22 protein-coding genes are annotated in these 20,664 nt (G+C 72.9%); 9 read left to right on the top strand and 13 right to left on the bottom strand.

Annotated features, from left to right (window positions below; all coding sequences use genetic code 11):
- Positions 1-28: 28 nt before the first annotated feature.
- The gene (locus tag M8C13_RS43865; protein ID WP_252486781.1) at positions 29-1,021 is read right to left on the bottom strand and encodes an AraC family transcriptional regulator; all 993 of its coding nucleotides are present in this window, start codon (positions 1,019-1,021) and stop codon (positions 29-31) included.
- A 122-nt stretch (positions 1,022-1,143) separates the two neighbouring features.
- Between M8C13_RS43865 and M8C13_RS43860 the strand changes: the two genes are divergently transcribed.
- A complete protein-coding gene (locus tag M8C13_RS43860) occupies positions 1,144-1,971 on the top strand; it encodes an alcohol dehydrogenase catalytic domain-containing protein (protein WP_252486780.1) in 828 nt (275 codons plus the stop codon).
- Here the strand turns inward: M8C13_RS43860 and M8C13_RS43855 are convergent.
- The 6 genes from M8C13_RS43855 to M8C13_RS43830 all read right to left on the bottom strand — a co-directional run bounded on the left by M8C13_RS43855 (position 1,952) and on the right by M8C13_RS43830 (position 6,177).
- Positions 1,952-2,611, bottom strand: a complete 660-nt coding sequence (locus M8C13_RS43855) for a response regulator transcription factor (protein ID WP_252486779.1) — start codon at positions 2,609-2,611, stop codon at positions 1,952-1,954. The genes M8C13_RS43860 and M8C13_RS43855 overlap by 20 nt on opposite strands.
- A complete protein-coding gene (locus tag M8C13_RS43850; RefSeq protein WP_252486778.1) occupies positions 2,608-3,723 on the bottom strand; it encodes a sensor histidine kinase in 1,116 nt (371 codons plus the stop codon). The genes M8C13_RS43855 and M8C13_RS43850 overlap by 4 nt, the downstream gene beginning before the upstream one ends.
- 28 nt (positions 3,724-3,751) lie before the next feature.
- Positions 3,752-4,252: a DUF1772 domain-containing protein gene (locus M8C13_RS43845; RefSeq protein ID WP_252486777.1), complete on the bottom strand. Its 501-nt coding sequence runs from the start codon at positions 4,250-4,252 to the stop codon at positions 3,752-3,754.
- 76 nt (positions 4,253-4,328) lie between these two features.
- Positions 4,329-4,856 (bottom strand): DinB family protein, encoded by a 528-nt coding sequence (locus M8C13_RS43840; protein WP_252486776.1) that lies wholly within the window; start codon positions 4,854-4,856, stop codon positions 4,329-4,331.
- Positions 4,857-4,917: 61 nt separating this feature from the next.
- A complete protein-coding gene (locus M8C13_RS43835; protein WP_252486775.1) occupies positions 4,918-5,805 on the bottom strand; it encodes a DUF2268 domain-containing protein in 888 nt (295 codons plus the stop codon).
- Between the two features lie 48 nt (positions 5,806-5,853).
- Positions 5,854-6,177: a cupin domain-containing protein gene (locus tag M8C13_RS43830; RefSeq protein ID WP_252486774.1), complete on the bottom strand. Its 324-nt coding sequence runs from the start codon at positions 6,175-6,177 to the stop codon at positions 5,854-5,856.
- A gap of 70 nt (positions 6,178-6,247) precedes the next feature.
- Between M8C13_RS43830 and M8C13_RS43825 the strand changes: the two genes are divergently transcribed.
- A complete protein-coding gene (locus M8C13_RS43825; RefSeq protein ID WP_252486773.1) occupies positions 6,248-7,210 on the top strand; it encodes a helix-turn-helix domain-containing protein in 963 nt (320 codons plus the stop codon).
- Between the two features lie 602 nt (positions 7,211-7,812).
- Positions 7,813-8,688, top strand: a complete 876-nt coding sequence (locus tag M8C13_RS43820) for a serine aminopeptidase domain-containing protein (RefSeq protein WP_252486783.1) — start codon at positions 7,813-7,815, stop codon at positions 8,686-8,688.
- Between the two features lie 252 nt (positions 8,689-8,940).
- Here the strand turns inward: M8C13_RS43820 and M8C13_RS43815 are convergent, their stop codons facing one another.
- From M8C13_RS43815 to M8C13_RS43805, 3 genes are all read right to left on the bottom strand, one after another.
- A complete protein-coding gene (locus M8C13_RS43815; RefSeq protein WP_252486772.1) occupies positions 8,941-9,867 on the bottom strand; it encodes an NADP-dependent oxidoreductase in 927 nt (308 codons plus the stop codon).
- Between the two features lie 89 nt (positions 9,868-9,956).
- A complete protein-coding gene (locus M8C13_RS43810) occupies positions 9,957-10,901 on the bottom strand; it encodes an aminoglycoside phosphotransferase family protein (RefSeq protein WP_374213379.1) in 945 nt (314 codons plus the stop codon).
- Positions 10,902-10,929: 28 nt separating this feature from the next.
- Positions 10,930-11,160: a hypothetical protein gene (locus M8C13_RS43805; RefSeq protein ID WP_252486770.1), complete on the bottom strand. Its 231-nt coding sequence runs from the start codon at positions 11,158-11,160 to the stop codon at positions 10,930-10,932.
- A gap of 86 nt (positions 11,161-11,246) precedes the next feature.
- Here M8C13_RS43805 and M8C13_RS43800 point away from each other — a divergent pair, with 86 nt between their 5' ends.
- Entirely contained in the window at positions 11,247-11,819 is a 573-nt protein-coding gene (locus M8C13_RS43800; protein WP_252486769.1) for a TetR/AcrR family transcriptional regulator, read from the top strand.
- Here the strand turns inward: M8C13_RS43800 and M8C13_RS43795 are convergent.
- Complete coding sequence (locus M8C13_RS43795; protein ID WP_252486768.1) at positions 11,785-12,495, bottom strand: TetR/AcrR family transcriptional regulator; 711 nt, start codon at positions 12,493-12,495, stop codon at positions 11,785-11,787. The two genes, M8C13_RS43800 and M8C13_RS43795, sit on opposite strands and share 35 nt — an antisense overlap.
- A gap of 57 nt (positions 12,496-12,552) precedes the next feature.
- Here M8C13_RS43795 and M8C13_RS43790 point away from each other — a divergent pair, with 57 nt between their 5' ends.
- The 4 genes from M8C13_RS43790 (at position 12,553) to M8C13_RS43775 (ending at position 17,675) form a co-directional block, all read left to right on the top strand.
- Entirely contained in the window at positions 12,553-13,749 is a 1,197-nt protein-coding gene (locus M8C13_RS43790; RefSeq protein ID WP_252486767.1) for an alpha/beta fold hydrolase, read from the top strand.
- Positions 13,750-13,765: 16 nt separating this feature from the next.
- A complete protein-coding gene (locus tag M8C13_RS43785) occupies positions 13,766-14,527 on the top strand; it encodes a crotonase/enoyl-CoA hydratase family protein (RefSeq protein ID WP_252486766.1) in 762 nt (253 codons plus the stop codon).
- Positions 14,528-14,616: 89 nt separating this feature from the next.
- Entirely contained in the window at positions 14,617-17,064 is a 2,448-nt protein-coding gene (locus M8C13_RS43780; RefSeq protein WP_252486782.1) for a DEAD/DEAH box helicase, read from the top strand.
- Entirely contained in the window at positions 17,061-17,675 is a 615-nt protein-coding gene (locus tag M8C13_RS43775; RefSeq protein ID WP_252486765.1) for a YigZ family protein, read from the top strand. Before M8C13_RS43780 ends, M8C13_RS43775 begins: the two co-directional genes overlap by 4 nt.
- 158 nt (positions 17,676-17,833) lie before the next feature.
- On the opposite strand, the gene M8C13_RS43770 is transcribed toward M8C13_RS43775, so the two are convergent.
- Complete coding sequence (locus M8C13_RS43770) at positions 17,834-18,673, bottom strand: alpha/beta fold hydrolase (protein ID WP_252486764.1); 840 nt, start codon at positions 18,671-18,673, stop codon at positions 17,834-17,836.
- Positions 18,674-18,758: 85 nt separating this feature from the next.
- Positions 18,759-19,889 (bottom strand): FAD-dependent monooxygenase, encoded by a 1,131-nt coding sequence (locus M8C13_RS43765; protein ID WP_252486763.1) that lies wholly within the window; start codon positions 19,887-19,889, stop codon positions 18,759-18,761.
- 91 nt (positions 19,890-19,980) lie between these two features.
- On the opposite strand from M8C13_RS43765, the gene M8C13_RS43760 reads away from it, so the two are divergent.
- Positions 19,981-20,664 (top strand): TetR/AcrR family transcriptional regulator (locus M8C13_RS43760; protein WP_252486762.1); only part of this gene is annotated, 684 nt, incomplete at its 3' end.

Below are 20,664 nucleotides of genomic sequence, written 5' to 3'. Positions count from 1 at the left end.
CTCGCAGGCAGGACTGTGCGGACACGACCTAGCCGCGCCGGTACCGCCCCGGCGGCTCGCCGAAGGCGCGCTTGAACGCGGTGGCGAAGGCGAACTCGGAGAGGTAGCCGACCCTGGCCGCGATGACACCCACCGGGTCGGCGGTCTCGCGCAGCAGGCGGGCGGCGGTGGTCATCCGCCACCAGGTGAGGTAGGTCAGCGGGGGCTGGCCGACCAGGGTGGTGAAGCGGCGGGCGAAGGGCGCGCGGGACAGTCCGGCCTCGGCGGCGAGCTTGGCCACGGTCCACGGGTGGGCCGGGTTGTGGTGCATGGCCTGGAGCGCGGCGGCGGTGGCCGGGTCGCGCAGGGCGGCGGACCAGCCGGTGCCGGTGGCGGTCAGACAACCGCGGAGCAGGTAGACCAGCAGGGTGTCCAGGAGGGCGGGGATCAGGGCGTCGGTGCCCTGGCCGGGGGTGGTCAGCTCGGCCGCGAGCAGGGTGCGGGCGGCGGTCAGCTCGGGGGGCTGGGTCGCGGCGGGGAGGTGGATGGCGGTGGGCAGGGTGCGCAGGAGGGGGTGGGTGCGGGCGGGGGTGAGCTCGTAGGCGCCGCAGAGGGTGACCGTGGTGATCGGGCCGGGGCCGGGGGTGGTGGCGCGGATGTGGCGGGCGGAGTTCTCAGCGGGGGTGGGCTGCGGGGCAGGTGGGAGCGCGGGCGTGGCGTGGGCCGGGTGGTCGGGCAGAGCCGTGCCTGGGCGGGGCGCGGCGTTGGCGTGGTTCGGAGTGGTGGCGGCGTCGCCGGGCGCGTGGCTGGCGGCGGCGGTCAGGGTGTGGTTGGGGCTGGTGGGGAGGAACAGGATGTCGCCCTCGGTCAGGTGTAGCTCGGCAGGGGCGCGCAGCGTGCATTCGCCCTGGAGCACCACGTGGAAGCCCGCCGCGCCGGGGACCTCGGCGTAGTCCTGGCGCCAGTCGCCGTGCCAGGTCACGTGGGCGGAGCGGGGGTTGCCGGTGCGGAGCACGGTGATCACGTCGCTGAGCAGGTCCACGTGGTCAGGGTAGGAGACGATCGCGTAGGAAAACGCGCTTTGGGCACATGGTTCGTCTCGGTGGGCGGATCTAGGTTCAGGGTGTGTTGAGTGTGCGCGTGCATGAGCACGGAGATGCGTCGGTGATCAGGCTGGATCAGGTTGCGGTGCCGGAGCCGGGGGCGGGCGAGGTGCTGGTGGCGGTGGTGGCCACCTCGTTCAACCCGACCGAGATCGCGGTGCGGGCCGGGGTGTTTCCGGTGCCGCTGCCGTTCGCGCTGGGCTGGGATGTGGCCGGGGTGGTCGCCGGGCTTGGGGACGGGGTGTCGGAGTTCGCGGTGGGGGACGCGGTGGTCGGGTGGGTGGATGGCGGGGCGGCCTCGGAGTTCGTGGTCGCGCCGGTGGAACGGCTGGTGGCGGCGCCGGGGTCGATGCCGTTGGCGCATGCGGCGGGGATTCCGTTGGCGGGGTTGACCGCGATGCAGGCGGTCGCGGCGGCGGGAGTGGAAGCCGGGCAGCGGGTGCTGGTCAACGGGGCCGGGGGTGGGATCGGTGGGTTCGCGGTGCAGTTGGCCAAGCGGGCCGGGGCGCACGTGATCGCCACGGCCAGTGCGCGGAGTGTGGCGGCGGTGCGGCGGCTGGGGGCTGACGAGGTGGTCGACTACACGTCCACCGTCTTTGACGAGCCGGTGGACGTGGTGCTCAACGTGGTGCCGGTCAGCGCGGAGGAAGGCTTGCGGCTGGCCGGGTTGGCGCGGGTGTTCGTGTCGGTGGCCACGCCGGTGGTGGCGGCGAACGCCAGTCATGTGGTGGCCCGGCCTGATCGCGACCAGTTGGCGGAGCTGGTCGGCCTGGTGCGGGTGGAGGTCAGTGCGGTGCGATCCCTGGCCGACACGGCTGAGGTGCACCGGCTCAGTGAGGCGGGCGCGGTGCGCGGCAAGGTGTTGCTGACTACTGGCCGCCCGGGGTGATCAGGCCGGTCTCGTAGGCCAGCACCACCAGCTGGGCGCGGTCGCGGGCGTGCAGTTTGGTCAGCAGCCTGCTCACGTGGGTGCGAGCGGTGGCTGGGCTGATGTGCAGCAGGGCGGCGATCTCGTCGTTGGAGCGGCCCGCGCCGACGGTGGCCAGCACCTCGCGTTCGCGGTCGGTGAGCACGGCCAGCCGCCGCAGGTCGGCGCGGGGCGGGCTGGTGGCGGCGGCGTGCATGACGCGGCGGGTGACCGCCGGGGACAGCAGCGCGTCGCCGCCTGCCACGATGCGCACCGCGTTGCGCAGCTCGTCGGGGCCGGTGTCCTTGAGCAGGAAGCCGGAGGCGCCGGCGCGGACCGCGGACAGGATGTGCTCGTCGGCGTCGAAGGTGGTCAGCACGATCACCCGGACCTCGCGCAGCGCGGGGTCGGCGACGATCTCGCGGGTGGCGGTCAGGCCGTCGGTGCCGGGCATGCGGATGTCCATCAGCACCACGTCCGGGCGTTCCCTGCGGACCAGTGCGAGGCCGGACTCGCCGTTGTCCGCCTCGCCGACCACGGTGATGTCTTCGGCGCGGTCGAGCAGCGCGCGCAGTCCCTCGCGGACCAGGTACTGGTCGTCGACCAGGGCGATGCGGATCATGGGCGGGCTCGCAGCGGGATGTGTGCCTGGACCAAGAATCCTCCGCCGCTGGGCGTGCTGGTGTGCAGGGCGCCGCCGAGCAGGGCCAGGCGTTCGCGCATGCCCATGATGCCCCAGCCACCGTTGGCGGCGGGGCCGGGCGGGCCTTGGCCGTCGTCGCGGATGGTCAGGATCAGTTCGTCGGGGCGGTAGGACAGGGTGATCTTGACGGTGCGGGCGTTGGCGTGGCGGCGGATGTTGCTCAGCGACTCCTGGGCCACCCGGTAGGCGGTGGCGTCGGCCACGGCGGGCAGCGCGGCCGGTTCGCCTTCGGTGCGCACGGTGACGGTCAGGCCCGCGGTGGTGGCGGAGTCGACGAGCTCGGCGAGGCGGTCCAGGCCGGGCACCGGGTCGCTCTCCCCCGCGCGCAGCGCGCCGAGGGTGGCGCGGAGCTCCTGCACCACTTCGCTGCACGCGGTGCGGACGGCGGTGAGCGAGCGTTCGGCGCGGTCGGGGTCCTCGCGCAGGGTCTCCCTGGCCACGTCGGTGTGCAGGGAGATCACCGCGACCGTGTGCGCGAGCAGGTCGTGCAGGTCGCGGGCGATGCGCAGGCGTTCCTGCTCGACACGGGCGGCGGCCTCACGTTCCCGGTCCAGTGCGGCGGCGGCCCGCCAGCCGCGGCGGGAGCGGACCGCGTCGCCGAAGGCGATCACCGCGGCGAACAGCGCGGCCGAGACGCCGAAGTCCAGGCCGAGCACGTAGCCGGGGTCGTCGCCCTCGTCCAGGCGGGCCGCCGTGGACACCACCAGCACCGCCACCCCCACTCCGGCGGCCCAGCGGGTGCGCCCGGCCTCGGCGGCGGAGTAGAGCGGGGCGGCCAGCGGCACGGCCAAGCCGATGGCGGGCAGGTCGAGCACGTAGTAGGCGATCAGCGCGGTGGCGCTGAGCAGCAGCACCGGGATCGGGTGCCGGCGGCGCAGGAACAGCACCCCGGCGAACAGCAGCGCGAAGGCGTAGGCCAGCGGGGACGGCGGACCGGTGCGGCCGAGGTTGGCGGTGACCGCCGCGCCCACCGCCAGCAGCACCAGGGCCGCCAGCAGCGTGTCGGCGAGCCTGGGGCGGCTGCTCAGCATGGTGTCCACTGTGGACCAGCCCGCCGGGTCACGCCACGGGCCGGGTGCGCAGCAGGCGGACCATGCCGGTGAAGGCCAGTGCCGCGGTGAGCGCGGTGGCGGCGATCCGGAAGTAGTGGCCGAAGACGAACTCCGCGGCGGTCTGGCGCAGGAACTCCGCGGAGTGCACGGCCAGGCCCTCGGTGAACATGATGGTGTTGCGCGGGTGCAGGTACAGCACCGAGAACAGGCCCTCCCCCAGTGCCAGCACGAGCAGGCTGGCCAGGATCCACCAGCGTGCCCGCGGCCGCCGCCACAGTGTGATCGCGGCCAGCACCGCGGCGGCCACCGTGGCCATGCCCAGCGGCCGGAAGACATCGCCCGGCCCGACCACCTGGAAGAACCCCATCGACTCGGACAGCGAGGCCGGTGGGTCGCGGAAGATGTTGGGGTACAACAGGACGGTCTCCACCAGCACGCCACCGAAGGCGATCATGGCGATCCACACGTAGCCGATGGAGACGAGGCAGGCGAGCCGGGCGCGATCCATGGGGGTAACGCTAGGCAGCGCGCGGGGCGGGCGAATCCGTTCGGAATCGCGGTTGGCGTACGCCTCCGGACGTACGTCAGCGGCTCCGGGCGTGCAGGATGCGGAGCTGGCCGATCTCGGCGACGTTCTTGGTCAGCTCCACGGTCACCCAGCCCGCGATGTCGGCCAGGGTGAACTCCCCGCCCCACGGCAGGGTTCTGGTGCGTTCGGTGGAGTCCAGTTCGGCGTCGGTGAGCGGCAGCAGGGCGGCCCGCCAGTTGTCCTTGAGACCGGTCAGCCAGGCGATCGTGGACTCGGCGCTGCCCGGCCAGGTGATCTCGGCGCGGGCCGGGGCGCCGGTGCCGAAGAGGTGGCCGTGCGTGGTCGTCCACCAGAAGCCGATGTGCCAGCTGACCCAGCCGATGGTGGTGGTCGGCGCGGGATCGGGCTCGGGCTCCACCCAGTCGGCGTGCCAGCGGCCGTCGGCGCCGGGGCGGACGGTCCAGCTGTCCGGCGCGGGCTGCCAGAGACAGGCGGTGTCGTCCAGCCCGGTCAGGTGGTGCTCGAACAGGGACCAGGCGATGTCGAGCTGCTTGAGCAGCAGGTCGACCCGGGCGGCAGTCATGCGTGCAGGGTGGCCGCGCCGTCCGGGTCCGGCAACCGGATTAGCGCCGGACCCGGACGGTTCAGCTGCTCCGGTTCAGTGCGGTGGCGATGATCTCCGCGCTCGGCGTGTGCAGGGCCTGGGCCGCGGTCTGGCCGGTCGCGGCCAGGTAGGCGTCGACCAGCCGGTTGCCCACGGCGTAGCCGGCGCCGGTGGGCAGGCCGACCGGGGTGGCGCCGAAGTGGGCCGCGATGGCGTCACCGTGCACCCAGGCGGTGAAGTTCTGCATGCCGGTGACCTCCAGGCCGCTGACGACCTTGGCGAAGACCGCCTCGTCGTGCAGGTGCGGCACGCCGATGCGGGTGTAGCCGAGGTCCGCGCCGTGCAGCTGGCGGGCGAAGGCGTCGGCCAGGCCCTCGGAGACCACGTGCTCGCCGACGTTGACCGTGGCCGGGTCCCACACCACGCCGCCGGGGCGGTACCGGAGGTTGTGGTTGAGCTCGTGCACCACGGTCGCTTCCAGGCGGTCCAGGTTCTCCGGGTAGGGCCACAGCGTGATCACGATGTAGCCGGAGATGCCGCCGTTGCCGGTCACGCCCAGGCTGGGCCCCATGAAGTTGGCGTCGCCGGGGTCGCCGAGCACGAACAGCACGGAGATGTCCGGGACCGCCAGCTCCGGGGTCGCCGCCAGCTGGACCTCCAGCGCCTGGTCCAGGGCGCGCTGGAGCCGGGGCCAGGCGTCGGCCGACGCGAGGGTGTCCAGGGCGTCCAGGCAGCGCTGTTCATCGCGGTCCAGCGGGAAGCCCGCCGAGGCCAGGTGCATGGCGACCAGGTCGACGTCACCCGGGAAGTAGCGGTACATGCCCGCCATCGGTTCGAGCATGGCGCGCAGCAGCTCGGGCCGGTCGGCGACCGGGGCCCGCAGGATGCCGGTCATGGCGGTGTGGGTGTCGAGAACGGTGATCGTCATGTGCCGGACCCTAGGAGCTGACGTAGGTGGAGGTTCAAGTCCAATTGCTCACCCCTCCGGGTAGAACAGGAACAGCGTGCAGCCGGTGGTGGTCTGCGGGACGTGCGAGGAACCGGCGGGCGCGTGGATGAAGGAGCCCGCCGGGTAGTCCCGGTCGCCGTCGTTGAACACGCCGGAGACCACGAAGACCTCCTCCGGTCCCGGCTCGTGCACGTCGATCCCCTGCCAGCGGCTGTCCGGGTCCATCTCCAGCACGTAGGCCTTCGCGCCGTTGTCCCCCTGCCACAGCGGGCGCAACCGGATGCCGGGGAAGAGCTCCCGGACCGGGGCGTCCTGGACGGTGGACCACACGTAACCCTGTTCGGTCGTCATGCGCTCAGCCTGCCGATCCGCGCGCGGGCCGCCGAGTGTCAGGAAAGACATCATCCGGTACTTTTCTGCCATGCACCGGGTCGTGGCGCTGCTCCGCCCACCGCAGTCGACCTTTGAGCTCGGCTGCGCGGCCCAGGTGTTCGGCATCGAGCGGCTGGGACTGCCGACCCGGTACGCCTTCGAGGTGTGCACGGAGCATCCCGGCCCGGTCGCGACCTACGCCGGCTACGACATGCTGGTGACCGAGGGGTTGGCCGCGCTCGACCGGGCCGACACCGTGATCGTCCCCGGCTGGCTGCCCGTGCAGGAGCCGCCGTCGGCCACGGTGGTCAGGGCGCTGCGCCGGGCACACGCCAGGGGTGCGCGGGTGGCCAGCATCTGCTCCGGCGCGTTCCTGCTCGCGCACGCCGGGCTGCTGGACGGCCGGCGGGCGACCACGCACTGGGCGCAGACCGACGAGCTGGCCGCCCGCTTCCCGCTCGTGCGGGTCGACCCGGACGTGCTCTACGTCGACCACGGCGACGTGGCCACCAGCGCGGGTGCGGGCGCCGGGTTCGACCTGTGCATGCACCTGGTCCGGCGGGACCAGGGCGCCCGGTACGCCGCGGACATCGCCCGGACCATGGTCATGCCGCCGCACCGGGAGGGCGGGCAGTTGCAGTACTCCGCGCCGCCCCACCCGGCCCAGTTCGACGGTTCGCTCGCGCCGCTGCTGGACTGGGCCGCCGAGCGGCTGGGTGAACCGGTGACCGTGGAGAGCCTGGCGGTGCGGGCGGGACTGTCCACGCGGACCCTGGCCCGGCGGTTCGCTGAGCAGCTGGGCACCAGTCCTGGTCAGTGGTTGCTGGCCCGGCGGCTGGCCGTGGCGCAGGATCTGCTGGAGTCTTCGGATCTTCCGTTGGAGGCCATCGCGCGGCGGGTGGGGCTGTCCTCGGCCACGAACTTGCGCAGGCGGTTCGCGAGCGCGTTGGGGACCACGCCGGGGGCTTACCGGCGGGTGTTCCGGGATCGGGGACTGGCGGATAAGCACTGATCCGCTGTGGTGTGCGACGTGGCCGCGCGAGCCGAACGCGCCGCATGCGCTGAGAAGCTGTTCGCGTTTATTGAGCCGGGCATGCCTGAGGTCCGTGGAGTCGCTGAATTCCGCACGCCAGCAGCATGCGTCACCGGAAAAGGATGGCTCCGGTGAGGTCAAGGGCGATACCGGTCAAGGGCGATACCCGGCCGGCTCCTGATCCTTGGCCGAGCCATCGCGGGCATCTCCCAGAGGTGAGGCTGCCGCCGGATTGCTCCAGCCTTGCCGACCAGTCGGTACAGGTTGGCTCTGGACGTGTGGCGCTTGGTCGGCGTCAACTCGGTGTGACGGTTCAGGAATTTGTCATTCGGGTGAGCATCCGGCGTGAGAGCGATATCAGCGATGTGCGGAAGGTAGTACTCCCGTGGACATGCGTTGCGCCACAAGGGAAACTCTCGGTTGTTCCGGAATGGCCCTGCTGTTTCGGACGCCGGATTAACCGGTTCGGTGATGCGGGTCACAGTATGCCGTGAGTGCGGTATGTCGGCAAGGCTGTGGTCCGCGTCGCCGTGGAGTCCCTGGGGACGGCCATCCCCCCTGCGAATGAAAGCGCGAGTGTCATGACTCTTGCTTGTCTCCGTCCGGCCGCCGCCGCGTTGGCTGTGACGCTCAGTCTGTTGGTCGCGCCTGCGGCTCAGGCGCGACCAAGTGCGGAAAATCCCTACGAGCGCGGTCCCGCGCCGACCGTGGCGAGCATCGAGGCCGCGCGCGGCCCGTTCGGCACTGCCGAGACGCGGGTGTCGGCGACCGCGGTGCGTGGCTTCGGTGGCGGCACGATCTATTACCCCACCGACACCAGTCAGGGCACCTTCGGCGCCGTCGCTGTCGCGCCCGGCTTCACCGCGAGTCAGTCCAGCATGTCGTGGCTCGGCCCGCGTCTGGCGTCCCAGGGCTTCGTGATCTTCACGATTGACACCCTCGGCCGTTACGACCAGCCCGCCGCGCGGGGCGATCAGCTCCTGGCCGCGCTGGACTACCTCACCCAGAGCAGTTCGGTCCGTGGGCGCATCGATGGCTCCCGGCTGGCAGTGATGGGGCATTCCATGGGCGGGGGTGGCAGCCTGGAGGCGGCGAAGGACCGGCCCGCGCTGCAGGCGGCGATTCCGCTGACGCCCTGGAACGCCACCAAGAACTGGTCCTCCGTGCGGACGCCCACGCTGATCATCGGCGCGGAGCGTGACTCGGTGGCCAGTGTCGCCGCACACTCCGAACCCTTCTACGCCAGCCTTCCCTCCACTCTGGACCGGGCGTACCTGGAGCTGGCCGGGGCCAGTCACTTCGCCCCGAACGTGGCGAACGTGACCATCGCCAAGTACAGCATTTCCTGGCTCAAGCGGTTCGTGGACAACGACACTCGCTACGAGCAGTTCCTGTGCCCGCTTCCGAGTGGCAGTGCGATCTCGGAGTACCGCGGCAACTGTCCGCACCAGGGCTGAGCGTTGGGTGGGCGGGCCCCGGGCGGAGGCACGGGGCCCGCTCCCGCCGGCGCACCGGTCAGGGACTCGCGCAGGTGAGCGCCATCGCCTAGTGTCCTGAGTCGGAAGTTCGGTGGTGGTATCGGCGGTCCAGCTTTCCGCTGGGCGCGCCGCGGGGAAGCCCTCGTACCGGGTTGTACGTGGGCTTTCCGGCGGTGCGGTCAGCGGGAAGCTGGGCCGTCGAGACCGCTGGCGAACTTCCGACTCAGGACACTAGTCCACGAGCAGGACCAGTTTTCCGCGGACGTGGCCGTCCTCGCTGGCGCGGTGGGCGGCCGCGGCTTCGGTCAGGGGGTAGGTGCGGGAGACGGGCAGCTTGATCTTTCCGGCGGCTACCAGGGCTACCGCGTCGGACAGGGCGCCGGGGACTTCTTCGGCAGGGCCGCCCCAGCTGGCTCGGACGCCGAAGTCGGCGGCTTGGCCGTCGGCGATGGTGAGCACGCGGTCGGGGCCGCCGGTGAGGGCGAGCAGGGTGGGCAGGCCACCGCGGCCGGAGAGGTCCAGGGCCGCGTCCACACCCTGGGGGGCGAGTTCCTTGACCCGTTCGATCAGGCCTTCGCCGTAGCGGACCGGGTGGGTGCCCAGGCCGCGCAGGTAGGCGTGGTTGGCTTCGCTGGCGGTGCCGATGACGGTCAGGCCGCGTTCCCTGGCCAGCTGCACGACGAAGGTGCCGACCCCACCCGCGGCGCCGTCGACCAGCAGGGTCTCCCCCGCTTTCACCTCGAGCAGGGCGAGCACCCGGTAGGCGGTGGTGGCCACCCCGGGCAGGCCGGCGGCGGTGGGCCAGTCCAGTTCGGCGGGTTTGGCGGTGAGCTTGCCGGGGGTGGCCAGGGTGTGGGTGGCGTAGGAGCCGGTGGCGGCCGTGCCGAGCACCTCATCGCCAAGGGCGAACTCGGTGACGTCCGGGCCGACGGCCTCGACCACGCCCGCGACGTCCGAACCGGGCACGGCGGGGTAGGTGGCGGGCATGCTGGGGAAGGCGCCGGCGCGGACCTTGGTGTCGAAGGGGTTGACCCCGGCGGCCTTGACCCGGATGCGGAGCTGGCCGGGGCCGGGTTCGGGCAGGTCGCGCTGGGCGGGGTGCAGCACCTCGGGGCCGCCGTGCTCGGTGAAGACGATGGCGGTGGACTGCTCGGGCATGGGGGTCCGTTCTGTGGCGTGGGGCGGCTGTCTGGGGTCGAGCCTGCGCTGTGCCGGTGCGGCACGCCAGCCACGATCGGGTTGAGTGGTCAGGCCAGGTAGTGCGCCATCGCGGCGGCGATGGCGAGGTGGTCCGGGACCAGCTTGCCGTCGTCCTCGTCCTCGATGTGCCACAGGGCGTTCTGCAACACCCGGCCCACGGTCCAGCGCGCGGCGCGAGCGCGGTCCAGGCCGAGGTGACCGGTCATCAGGTCGAAGCGGCGGCGCAGCGCGCGGGGCACGTCGCCGGTGGCCTCCAGGTCCTCGAACCTGTTGTCCAGGGCGGGGAACAGCTCGAAGCCGGGGTCGCCCGCGAGCGGTTTCGGGTCGATGGCCAGCCAGGGTTCGCGGTCGGTGCCGGGCAGTGGGGCCAGCACGTTGTCGTAGTGCAGGTCCCACAGCAGCAGGCGGTCGCCGGGTTCGTCGAGCACCTCGCCGACGATGGCCGCCCAGGAGTGCAGCCGGGCGGCGTCGGCAGGGTCGGCCAGCCGGGTGGCCTTGCCGGGGGTGTCGGCGAGCATGGCGGCGGCGATGTCGCCCAGCCGCCGCATTCCGGTCGGGGCCTGGTGCTGGACCAGGCGGCCGAGCAGGCCGGTGAGGATGGTCAGGGCCTGCTCGGCGTCGGGCAGCGAGGACAGCGGGCGGCTGGGGTCCAGGCGTTCCAGCAGCATGGTGCAGGTGGGCTCGTCAGCGGCCAGCAGGCGGACGATGCCGTCGCCGTCCCAGTGCCGCAGGGCCAGCGGCTCGCCGATGTTCTCCTCGTTGGGCCGCTGGAGCTTGAGCACGGCCGGGGTGCCCTCGGGTGTGCGCACCGGCAGCACCAGGGAGGCCATGCCGTGCATGGACTTCCCGTCCAGGCGCAGGTTCCAGCGGTCCAGGAAGTCCATGGCCAGCGCGGGCAGCCGCTCGACCCACTCCCTGCCCTCAGCCCCGTCGAACTTCGCGTACGTCTCGGCCAGTTCGGCCGGCACCTCGATGATCGTCATCAAGTCGATTATTGGGCCGGGGGCCAAATGGTTTTCGCTAACGGCGCTTGCGCAGCTCCAGCAGCGCGATGAGCCCGATCGCGGCGGCGATCACCAGCAGCGGCCCCAGGTAGCCCATGGTCCCGGTCAGCTCGCCGAAGATCCAGCGGAACGGTCCGCTGTGCTGCTCCTCGATCAGCCAGCGCACCAGTGGCACCGCGCCCAGGGTGATCCCGATCAGCGCGATCACTCCCTGCGCACCCTCCACAGCGGACACAGTCTTGGCCATCTGCTCTCCTCCCTCGGGCAATACGATCGTACTGTAGCCCGCCGCCCCGGCGATCTTCAATACGTTCGTATTGATAGCCTGGGCCAGTGCCCGAGGAACAGAAGTCCAAGATCGCCGAGGCGATGTGGCGGCTGGCCGCCCGCGCCGGGCTGGAGGCGGTGAGCGTGCGCGAGGTGGCCGCCGAGGCCGGTGTGTCGGTCGGCCGGGTGCAGCACTACTTCCGGAACAAGGACGCGCTGCTGCTCTACGGGCTCAAGCTGGCCGGGCGGCGGATGGAGCACCGGATCGCGGACCGGATCAACGGGCTGGCCGGGTCGCCGGAGCAGCTGCTGCGGGCCGCGCTGGAGGAGGTGCTCGGCGACGACCCGGACTCCCGGCTGGCGATCAGGGTCAACGTGGCCTTCCTCGGCCGGGCGATGGAGGACGTGGCCATCGCCGACGTGCTCTTCCAGGACAACGCGGAGCTGCGCGCGCTGGCCGCGCACGTGGTGCGGCAGGCCCAGCAGGAGGGCCGGGCGGCCGGGCTGGACCCGGAGCGGGAGGCGCGGATCATCTGGTCGCTGGCCGACGCGCTGACCATCGAGCTGGCCTGCGGGCAGCTCACCGGGGCCGAGGCCACCGAGACTATGCGCTACCACCTGGACCGGGTGCTGCGGTAGGCAGTTCCGCGGCGAGCGTGGTCAGGAAGGCCTCCAGGGCCAGCTGGAACGGGCTCTCCCGCATCTGGATGACGAGTTCGGCCGCGCTGGCGGTGATGTTCGGATACCGCTGCGCGGGCAGGGTGGCGTAGACCTCGCGCCAGATCGTGTCCTCGGCCTGTTCGGCGGTGTGCACGGCCGCGTCCAGGGCGGCGAAGGACAGCGCGATGCCGATGAAGCAGCGGTAGTGCCGGACCGCCTCGGCCGGCGGAAAACCGGCCTCGCGCAGGATGCCCAGGATGGTCTCCACCGCGGCGGTCTCGTGCTCGCGGCCGGTGACCCGCGCGGTGACCAGGGCGGCGGCCCTGGGGTGCGCGAGGTTGGCCCGGTAGATGCGCTCGCCGAGGGCGCGCAGGTCCGCCACGCAGTCGCCGGTGGTGCGGTGCCCGGCGAAGGTGCGGCCGATCAGCTCGTCGGTGATGGCCAGCAGCAGGTCGTCCTTGCCGGTGAAGTAGCGGTACACCGCGGTGGCGTCCGCGCCGAGGGCCGCGCCGAGCCTGCGCAGGGACAACCCGTCCGGGCCGTGCAGCTCGATCAGCCGCAGCGCGGTGTCGATGATCAGCTCGGCGGAGAGCAGCTGACCGCCCTGGGTGCGCCTGCGGCGGGTGCGGTGCTCGGGAACGCGCTTGGAAGCCACGGCGCAGCTTATGTCAACACCATTGACGTTAGGATCCGCGATCTCTTTCCTGTCCGCATGCGTGATGCGGGCAGGCGGATGGCGGCGGTGCTGGTGCTCGGACTGCTGGCGGCCTGCGCGCCGCCACCGGCGGAGGACGCGGTGGGCAAGGCCAAGGCGGCCGAGGCCGCCAACGCACTCCCCCGCGACGGGTTCTACGAGGTCAGCCCGGATGGGGCGGTCCCGGGCACGGTGCTGCGCGCCGAGCGGTTCACCGGCTGGCGGCTGCCGCCGGGAGCGAGCGGGACCAGGATCGTCTACGACTCGCGGTCGGCGGCGGGCACACCGGTGGCGGCCTCGGCGGCGGTGCTCACCCCGGCCGGGAACCCGCCGGACGGGGGCTGGCCGGTGGTGGCCTGGGCGCACGGCACCAGCGGGGTGGCCCGGCAGTGCGCGCCCTCGCTGATGAAGGACCTCTACTACCCGGAGGTGATGGCCGACTGGCTCGGGCGGGGTTATGCGGTGGTGGCCGCGGACTACTCGGGACTGGGCGCGGGTGACGGGCACGAGTACCTCACCCTGGCCGCCAACGCCCAGGACGTCCGGTACGCGGTGGCCGCGGCCCGGCGGGCGGTGCCGGAGCTGGGGGCGCGCTGGGTCGCGGTCGGGCATTCCCAGGGCGGGCAGACGGTGTGGGGCGTGGCCCGGCAGGAGGTGGCCGAGCCGACCGGGGAGTTCCTCGGCGCGGTCGCGCTGGCACCGGTGACGCCCTATGACCGGTTGCAGGAGCGGGTCGCGGACAACCCGGGCCAGGGTCAGTACCTGGCTTATGTGGCCAGTGCGATCGCGTTGCGGCACAAGGACTTCAGCCCGGCGGACATGTTGAGCGAGGCGGGGCTGCGGGACTACGGGAAGTACCTGCGGGAGGGCTGCTGGGGCTACGGCCGGGCGGTCAGCGGCACCGCGACCTCGCGGGAGCTGTTGCGCCCCAACTGGTCCGCGCACCCGGCCGCGCGTGCCTTCATCGAGGGCAACCGCTACTCCGGCGGTGCGCTGGCCGGGCCGATCCTGGTGGTCGCCGGGGCCACGGACGTGGACGTGGCCGCCGAGACCGTCGCCGAGGAGGCCAGGAAGCAGTGCGGGCAGGGCACGGCGGTGACCTACCGGGAGTTCCCCGGCGGGCATGACGGGGTGCTCGGGGAGTCCTCGGCTGAGCAGGAGCGGTGGGTGCGGGAGCGCTTCGCCGGGGTGGCCGCGCCGCGGGTGTGTCCGTAGACATTAGGGTTTGCCCATGTCGGTGCGCGTGGAGCGACAGGGGCCGGTCAGCACGGTGGTGCTGTCCAGGCCGGAGAAGCGCAACGCGGTGGACGGGCCGACCGCGGCGGCGCTGGCGGCGGCCTTCCGGGAGTTCGACGCCGACCCCGGGGCCGCGGTGGCGGTGCTGTGGGGTGAGGGCGGCACGTTCTGCGCTGGGGCGGATCTCACCGCGATCGGCACCGAGCGTGGCAACCAGGTCTCCGCCGAGGGCGATGGGCCGATGGGGCCGACCCGGCTGCGGCTGGGCAAGCCGGTGATCGCCGCGGTCAGCGGGCACGCGGTGGCCGGTGGGCTGGAGCTGGCGCTGTGGTGCGACCTGCGGGTGGCCGAGCAGGACGCGACCTTCGGCGTGTTCTGCCGGCGCTGGGGGGTGCCGCTGATCGACGGCGGCACGGTCCGGCTGCCCCGGCTGATCGGGACCTCGCGGGCGATGGACCTCATCCTCACCGGCAGGCCGGTGGACGCCGCCGAGGCCGAGCGGATCGGGCTGGTCAACCGGGTGGTGCCGCCGGGACAGGCGCGCGCCGCGGCCGAGGAGCTGGCCGCGCAGCTGGCCCGGTTCCCGCAGACCTGCCTGCGGCGGGACCGGTTGTCGGTGCTGGAGCAGGACGGTCTTGACGAGGACGCGGCCATCGCCAACGAGCTGCGGCACGGGTTCGTCTCGCTGGCCTCCGACGCCCTGGACGGCGCGCGGCGGTTCAGCGGCGGGGCCGGGCGGCACGGCGAGTTCGAGTAGGGCCCGGGGTGCGGCTGACGGAAGAACAGCTCGGGCAGGTCGCGGCGGAGTTCCGGCCGGGCTCGCCACCGAGTGCCGGGCGGGTGCGGGTGGCCGAGGACCGGTGGCTGCCGGTGGCCGAGGCGCTGCCGGTGCTCAGCCGGGCGCGGCGCAACCCCGGCGCGCATCCGGCCGCGGCCTACTGGGGCACGGTGGCGGTGTTCGGGTTGCAGCTGGTCACCGCCGGTCGCGCCGATCGGTTGAACGAGGCTGACGAGCAGCGGGTGGCGCGGCTGGCCGCGGAGATGCCGGAGCAGGCCGGGTTCGGCGATCCGGTGCGGCTGGTGCGGGACTTCCTGGCCGCGGTGGCCGACGGGATGGGCGCGGTAGCCGCTCCCCCGGCGCCCGTGTTGTCGTCGTGGACGCCGCGGCCCGCGCCGCCGCGGCCGCCCGAGGTGCGGGTGTCGCTGCGGGTGGAGTTCGGGCGGACCCGGCTGTTCCGGGCGGTGCTCCAGGTGCACAGCCTGGCCGATCCGGCGCTGGTGGCCGATGCCGCCGAAGTGTGGGCGGGCCGGGTGGCCGGGCTCGGCGCGGAGGTCAGGGACGGGGTGCTGGCTGCCCTGCGCCGCAGCGCCCTGGCCTGGCCGCCGCTGGCCCGGCTGCTGGAGTCCGAGGCGCCCGAGGACATCCAGCTCGCCGATGAGGAGGTGCTGCGGCTGCTCGGCGGGGTGCCGGGCATCGAGGTGCACTGGCCGAAGGAGCTGGGCCGCGGCCTGAGCGCACGCGCCGAGGTGGCGGCCACCGGGGACCGGCCGTCGTTCTTCGGCGGGGACAAGGCTTTCGCGTTCCACTGGCGACTGGCCCTGGGCGACGATCCGCTGACCGAGGCCGAGCTGGCGCAGCTGACCGAGTCGCGACGACCGGTGGTGCGGCTGCGGGAGAAGTGGACGCTGGTGCCGCCGGACCTGCGGCGCAAGGCGGACAAGCCGACCATCGCGGTGCTCGGCGGGATGGACGCGCTGGAGGTCGCGCTCACCGGGTCGGCGGTGGTGGCGGGCGATCGGCTGCCGGTGCGCGCCACCGGGTGGCTGGAGGGCATGCGCGGACGGATCGCCGAACCCGACACCGGCCGGGAACCGGTGCAGGCGCCGCCGGAGCTGGCCGCGACCCTGCGCGACTACCAGCTGCGCGGGCTGCGCTGGCTGGCCAGGATGACCGAGCTGGGCCTGGGCGGTTGCCTGGCCGACGACATGGGACTGGGCAAGACGATCACGGTGATCGCGCTGCACCTGCACCGCCGCGAGGACTTCCCCGCGCCGACGCTGGTGGTCTGCCCGGCCTCGCTGCTGGGCAACTGGGAGCGGGAGATCCAGCGCTTCGCCCCCGGCGTCGCGGTGCGCCGCTACCACGGCAACGGCCGCTCGCTGGAGGGCGTCGAGAGCGGGTTCGTGCTCACCACCTACGGCACCATGCGGCTGGATTCGGCTGTGCTGGCCGGGTTTTCCTGGGACCTGGTGGTGGCGGATGAGGCCCAGCACGTGAAGAACCCGCGCTCGGGCACCGCGAAGGCGTTGCGGACCATCCCGGCCCCGGCGCGGGTCGCGCTGACCGGGACGCCGGTGGAGAACACGCTCTCTGAGCTGTGGGCGGTGCTGGACTGGACCACGCCGGGACTGCTGGGCACGCTGCCGGCCTTCCGCACCCGGTGGGCCAAGCGGATCGAGGGCGCGCGGGACACCGCGGTGGCCGACCGGTTCGCCCGGCTGGTGCGGCCGTTCCTGTTGCGCCGCCGCAAGTCCGACCCCGGGATCGCGCCGGAGCTGCCGCCCAAGACCGAGACCGACCAGCCGGTGTCGCTGACCAGGGAGCAGGCCGCGCTCTACCAGGCGACCGTGCGGGAGAGCCTGGAAGCGATCAAGAACAGCGACGGGCCGATGGCGCGGCGGGGCCGGATCGTCTCGCTGCTGATCGCGCTCAAACAGATCTGCAACCACCCGGCGCAGTTCCTCAAGGAGCCAGAACCCAAGCTGGGCAACAGGTCCGGCAAGCTGGAGCTGCTGGACGAGCTGCTCGACACCATCCTGGCCGAGGACGGCGCGGTGCTGGTGTTCACCCAGTACGTGGCCATGGCCCGGCTGCTGGAGCAGCACCTCACCGCGCGCGGCATCGGCGCCCAGTTGCTGCACGGCGGCACCCCGGTCCCCCGGCGGGAGGAGCTGGTGCGGCGGTTCCAGGAGGGTGCGGTGCCGGTGTTCCTGTTGTCGCTCAAGGCCGCGGGCACCGGGCTCAACCTGACCAGGGCCGACCACGTGGTGCACTACGACCGGTGGTGGAACCCCGCGGTGGAGGACCAGGCCACCGACCGGGCCTACCGGATCGGGCAGACCCGGCCGGTCCAGGTGCACCGGCTGATCGCCGAGGGCACCGTGGAGGACCGGATCGCCGAGCTGATCGCGGTGAAGAAGGACCTCGCCGACTCGGTGCTGGCCGCCGGGGAAGCCGCCTTCACCGAACTCTCCGACGCCGAGCTGGCCGACCTGGTGGAGCTGCGCCGATGACCGCCACCATCGCCCGCGACGGCGTGCACGAGCTCGAGATCCAGCGCTCGCGCTTCCTCTGCCACCTGGCCAGGGTGGAGACCGAGGAGGCCGCCGCGGAGTTCATCGCCGCGGTACGCAAGGAGCACTGGTCGGCCAACCACAACTGCACGGCCTTCCGCCTCGGCGACGGCGCGCAGCGCTCCAGCGACGACGGCGAACCCGCGGGCACGGCCGGGGTGCCGATGCTGGAGGTGCTGGTGCGGCGGGAACTGGTCGACGTGGTGGCCGTGGTGACCCGCTACTTCGGCGGCACCAAGCTCGGCGCGGGCGGCCTGGTCCGCGCCTACGGCCGCGCGGTCTCCGAGGCGGTGGACGCGGTCGGCCTGCTGCGCCGGGCCCGGTTCGCCACCTTGGAGATCACCGCCGCGCACGCCGAGGCGGGGCGGCTGGAGCACGCGTTGCGCGCGGCCGGGCACCGGATCGCCGAGGTCGGCTACGGCAGCAGCGTGCGCCTGACTGTGCACGTGCCGGAAGCCGAGGCCGAGGGGTTCCGGCGGTGGCTGGCCGAGCAGACCGCGGGTGCGGTCACCGCCACCACCGGAACCACCGTGGAACTGGACCTGCCCTAGGTCGTGTCCTCACAGTCCCGTCTGCGAGAGTCGTGATCGGTTTGGTCGCTGGCGGCACGGCCGGGACGCCCTCATACCGGGTGTATTCGGGCGTTCCGGCCGTGCCGCCAGCGGCCGAACCGGCGCGGCTATCGCGGGCGGGACTGTGAGGACACGACCTAGCCCGCGGCCTTGATGATCGCCTCGGCGAGGGCGGCGGGCTGGGACAGGAACGGCGAGTGCGAGGAGTCCAGCTCGGTGACCGTGGTCGGGGCGGCCGACACCGCGTCGATCTCGGTGATGAAGCGGTGTTGCAGCGCGATCGGGATGGCGTTGTCCCTGGTGCAGGTCACATAGGAGTGCGGGACGCGGCCGTAGCGCGCCCGGGTGATGGTCAGCTCCTCAGCTGGGATCCCGACCGGGCCGTCCGGGCTGAGCAGGGCGATCACCGCCGCCGCGGTGCGGTCGTCGACGTCGTGGCAGAAGCACTCCTTGATCGCCTCGTGCCGGTCGGCGTCGCCGAAGTCGATGCGCGCCGCGCCGACCAGGGCCGGGTCGGCGGCCAGCAGCGAGAGCGACTGGCCGCCCTCGGCCTCGGGGCAGGTGTTGTAGAAGGCCGCGGGCTGCCCGCTCACCGGTGCGAACGCCGCCACGTAGACCAGCCCGCCGACCAGCTCCGGCGCGCGTTCGGCCAGCGCGGTGGCCACCACACCACCCATGCTGTGCGCGACCACCAGGCACGGCCGCCCGCCGCCGATCGCGCGCACCTGCTCGGCGAGCAGGGCCGTCGCGGAGGAGGCGGTGACGGTCGCCACGGGTGACTTCTCGGTGGCGAATGCCTCGGCGTCGAACGGCCGGGTCCAGGCGGCGCGCGGGGCGGGGCCGCGGAGTCCATGTCCTTCCAGGTCGACCGCGACGGACTGGACTCCTCGGGCGGCCAGCTGTTCGGTCACCGGGCTCCAGCACCAGCTGCCGTGCCAGAAACCGTGCACCAGGACGACGGGGAGGGGGTTGGTCATGCTGCGAAACTAACCCGGGAAGATCCAGTTCCCCGGTTTCCGGCGCGAACGGGCAAGCAGGTGTGCGCGATGATCCCTTGGTGGCTCAACGGTTCTGCTCGGCTTCGGCGAAGATCCGCACCAGGCTCTGCGGCAGGTCCTCGCCGAACATGTGCCTCAGGAGGGCGGCCTCCTCTGCGGTCTCCGCGGCGCGGGTGAACATGGCCTGCTCGTAGCCGGCGAGGGCGGCCTCGAGGTCGCCGGGATGCGCGGCCAGGGCCTTGCCGAGCTCGGCGCCGTCCTGCATGGCCAGGTTGGCGCCTTCGCCGTTGGGGGCGGAGAGGTGGGCGGCGTCGCCGAGCAGGGTCACCCCCGGTGTCCGGTCCCAGCGGTGCCCGGCCGGCAGGGCGTAGTGCGGGCGCAGCACCGGCGGGGTGTCGGCCTCGGTGATCAGCGCGGTGAGCTCGGGGGCCCAGCCGTCGAACTCCCGGGCGATCCGTGCGGTGGCCGCGGCGGGGTCGGTGAAGTCGATGGCGGCGAACCAGTCCAGGGGCTCGGTGAGCATCAGGTAGGTGTGCAGGGTGTCGCCGCTTTCCCGGTGCGCGTGGATCTCCCGGCCCGGGGTGGGCGCGATCAGCGATCCGCCACCGACCGCGGCCGCGGCGGCCGGGTGCCGGGTGTCGGCCTCGAACAGGTAGGTCTCGATGAAGGCGGTGCCCGCGTACTCGGGGGTCGCCGGGGAGAGCAGGGGCCGGACCTGGGACCAGGCGCCGTCCGCGCCGACGAGCAGGCTGGTGACCACGGTGGCGCCGTTGGCGAAGGTCACCTCGCGGCGGCCGTCGCCGAGGGCGCGGGCGCCGGTGGCCTTGTGGCCCCACCGGACGGTGCCGGCCGGGAGTGAGTCGAGCAGTAACCGGCGCAGGTCGGCGCGCTGCACCTCGGGGCGGCCGCCGGTGCCGTCGTCGGCCTTGTCGAACAGCACGGTGCCGTCCCGGTCCAGGATGCGCATCGCCTGGCGGCCGTCCAGGACCAGGCCGCGGAACTCCGCCAGCAGACCGGCCGCTTCCAGGGCGGGCTGGCCGTTGTAGTCGTGGATGTCGAGCATGCCGCCCTGCGTGCGCGCGGCAGGCGAGGGCTCGGCCTCGTAGACGGTGGCCGGGATGCCGTGCACGTGCAGGACGCGGGCCAGGGTGAGTCCGCCGAGGCCGGCGCCGACGATCGTGACGGGAGTGGGCACGAGGGCTCCTTCGAGCTGCTGGAATGCCGTTCCAACTCTGGAACGCCGCTCCATATTGGAACGGCGCTCCAGACCTGTCAAGATGGGCGGCATGGCAACGCGGTCACAGCGGCGGACAGAGGCGCTCTCCCGGGCGCGCATCGTCACGGCCGCCGTCGAGCTGCTCGACGAGGCGGGCGAGGGCGGGCTGACCTTCCGGGCGCTGACCGAGCGCCTGGCCACCGGACCTGGGGCGATCTACTGGCACGTGGCGAACAAGGGCGAGCTGCTCGACGCCGCGACCGACGCGGTCCTGACCGCCGCGCTGGCCACTGAGCCCGCCGGGTCAGCGGACTCGCCGCAGGAGCGGATCCGTGCCGTCGCGCTCGGCCTGTTCGACGCGATCGACGAGCACCCGTGGCTGGCCACCCAGCTCGCCGCGCAGCTCTCCCGCAGCCCGTGGGGCTCGGTGACGCCACGGATCTTCGAGCGCATCGGCAGCCAGGTCAGCGCGCTGGGCGTGCCCAAGGCCGACTGGTTCACCGTGGCCTCGGCGCTGGTGCACCACATCCTCGGCGCGGCAGGCCAGAACGCGGCGAACGGCCGGGTGGTCGCCTCCGCGGCAGAGCGCGGCGAGTTCCTGGACGCGGCGTCGAAGGCGTGGGAGGAGCTGGACCCGGCGGACTACCCGTTCACCAGGGCGGTGGCCGGGCAGATGCGCGAGCACGACGACCGGGAGCAGTTCCTGGCCGGGATCGACCTCGTGCTCGCCGGCATCACCACGCGCTATGCGCCT

Source organism: Crossiella sp. SN42, assembly GCF_023897065.1.
Classification (GTDB): domain Bacteria; phylum Actinomycetota; class Actinomycetes; order Mycobacteriales; family Pseudonocardiaceae; genus Crossiella.
The sequence above is the reverse complement of the archived record's forward strand: the minus strand, read 5'-3'. Positions and strand labels throughout refer to the sequence as shown.

Excerpts from the sequence above, each read along its gene's own strand:
- M8C13_RS43775 (WP_252486765.1), top strand. The coding sequence starts at position 17,061 with ATGACCGCCACCATCGCCCGCGACGGCGTGCACGAGCTCGAGATCCAG.
- M8C13_RS43805 (WP_252486770.1), bottom strand. The coding sequence starts at position 11,160 with ATGGCCAAGACTGTGTCCGCTGTGGAGGGTGCGCAGGGAGTGATCGCG.
- M8C13_RS43835 (WP_252486775.1), bottom strand. The coding sequence starts at position 5,805 with ATGACGATCACCGTTCTCGACACCCACACCGCCATGACCGGCATCCTG.
- M8C13_RS43815 (WP_252486772.1), bottom strand. The coding sequence starts at position 9,867 with ATGCCCGAGCAGTCCACCGCCATCGTCTTCACCGAGCACGGCGGCCCC.
- M8C13_RS43770 (WP_252486764.1), bottom strand. The coding sequence starts at position 18,673 with ATGACCAACCCCCTCCCCGTCGTCCTGGTGCACGGTTTCTGGCACGGC.
- M8C13_RS43790 (WP_252486767.1), top strand. The coding sequence starts at position 12,553 with ATGCGTGATGCGGGCAGGCGGATGGCGGCGGTGCTGGTGCTCGGACTG.
- M8C13_RS43830 (WP_252486774.1), bottom strand. The coding sequence starts at position 6,177 with ATGACGACCGAACAGGGTTACGTGTGGTCCACCGTCCAGGACGCCCCG.
- M8C13_RS43855 (WP_252486779.1), bottom strand. The coding sequence starts at position 2,611 with ATGATCCGCATCGCCCTGGTCGACGACCAGTACCTGGTCCGCGAGGGA.
- M8C13_RS43825 (WP_252486773.1), top strand. The coding sequence starts at position 6,248 with ATGCACCGGGTCGTGGCGCTGCTCCGCCCACCGCAGTCGACCTTTGAG.
- M8C13_RS43785 (WP_252486766.1), top strand. The coding sequence starts at position 13,766 with ATGTCGGTGCGCGTGGAGCGACAGGGGCCGGTCAGCACGGTGGTGCTG.
- M8C13_RS43845 (WP_252486777.1), bottom strand. The coding sequence starts at position 4,252 with ATGGATCGCGCCCGGCTCGCCTGCCTCGTCTCCATCGGCTACGTGTGG.
- M8C13_RS43840 (WP_252486776.1), bottom strand. The coding sequence starts at position 4,856 with ATGACTGCCGCCCGGGTCGACCTGCTGCTCAAGCAGCTCGACATCGCC.
- M8C13_RS43820 (WP_252486783.1), top strand. The coding sequence starts at position 7,813 with ATGACTCTTGCTTGTCTCCGTCCGGCCGCCGCCGCGTTGGCTGTGACG.
- M8C13_RS43850 (WP_252486778.1), bottom strand. The coding sequence starts at position 3,723 with ATGCTGAGCAGCCGCCCCAGGCTCGCCGACACGCTGCTGGCGGCCCTG.